The sequence below is a fragment of the Planotetraspora phitsanulokensis genome (assembly GCF_016863295.1).
GTDB classification, from domain to species: Bacteria; Actinomycetota; Actinomycetes; order Streptosporangiales; family Streptosporangiaceae; genus Planotetraspora; species Planotetraspora phitsanulokensis.
Window position 1 is genome coordinate 1 of the sequence record NZ_BOOP01000084.1, and the last position, 1,067, is coordinate 1,067.

Sequence of the window (1,067 nt, forward strand, 5' to 3'; positions counted from 1 at the left end):
ATGGTGACGCCTCCTGCACTCTGCCTCCGCCAGCTCGGCCAGGTCGACCGGGTCGTTCTCGCCGGACGCGCCGGCGTCCAGTTTGGCGATGGTCAGCAGGTCGGACACGATCGCCTCAAGCCGGTCCAAGCTTGAGAGAACGGCGCGCCCCGCCCTGTTCATGGTGTCCTCTGGAGACGCCAACATCGCATCCTCGACCTCCGCGCGCATCGCGGTGATAGGGCTGCGCAGGTCGTGGGAGGCGTCCGCGGCGAACTGGCGCTGCCGCTCCATCGCTCCTTGCAGGCGGGTCAGCGTGTGGTTGACGCTTGTGGCCAGATAGTGGATCTCGCACGTGCCCGTCGGAACCGGTACCCGGCGCCCGGGACAGGTCGCGTTGATCTCGTCGAGCTCCCGTCGGATGGCACCAACCGGCCGCAGGGACGCGATGGCGATCTTGTTGGCGAGGTACGTGACGGCCACGGCCAAGATGATCGCGGACCCGCCGAGAAAGGCAGCGAACTGCGGATCGATCCACCAGGGCACAACAGGTGAGGAGGCATACACGATCCAGTCCCCACCAGGCCGGTGGGCCGACTGCGCGACCACGATGTCACACTTGTCGGCCCCGAACACCCCATCGCACACGACTGCCTGCTTGCTGCCCTGGCTGCCCGGGCCAAATTCGGCCATGGGTGGCTTGCCGCGTAGCGCTGTTGTGGAGACGACGACATGCCCCCGCGGATCGACGATCTGGATGTTGCGGAACCGACTACCCGGTAGCTCGACGTAGCCCTGGACGTACTGCTCGACCTTCTGGGCCACCTGACCGCTGATCGCGTGGACCTCCCGGATGAGCGAGCCAGTGGCCAAACTATGGATGGCGATCATCATCACGACGGCCAGCAGCGTGGACAGCATGGCGGCCACCACGCCGGTGAACAGCGTGATGCGTGCGACGATCGAACATTTGTTTGCCGCGTTCATGCTCCGACACTCTGATCCGGTTGACCCCACGAGCCCTGGGGCTGTGATGTGTGGAGTGAGATGGTGGTTGGACCCAGGGATGGGAGATGCCGCGCACTACC

The 1,067-nt window shown here is 65.5% G+C and carries 1 protein-coding gene; it reads right to left on the minus strand.

Going from position 1 to position 1,067, the window contains the following annotated elements; translation table 11 throughout:
* The coding region (locus tag Pph01_RS42470; RefSeq protein WP_204078944.1) for a histidine kinase dimerization/phospho-acceptor domain-containing protein at positions 1–900 on the minus strand (900 nt) is incomplete at its 3' end.
* Positions 901–1,067 lie beyond the last annotated feature (167 nt).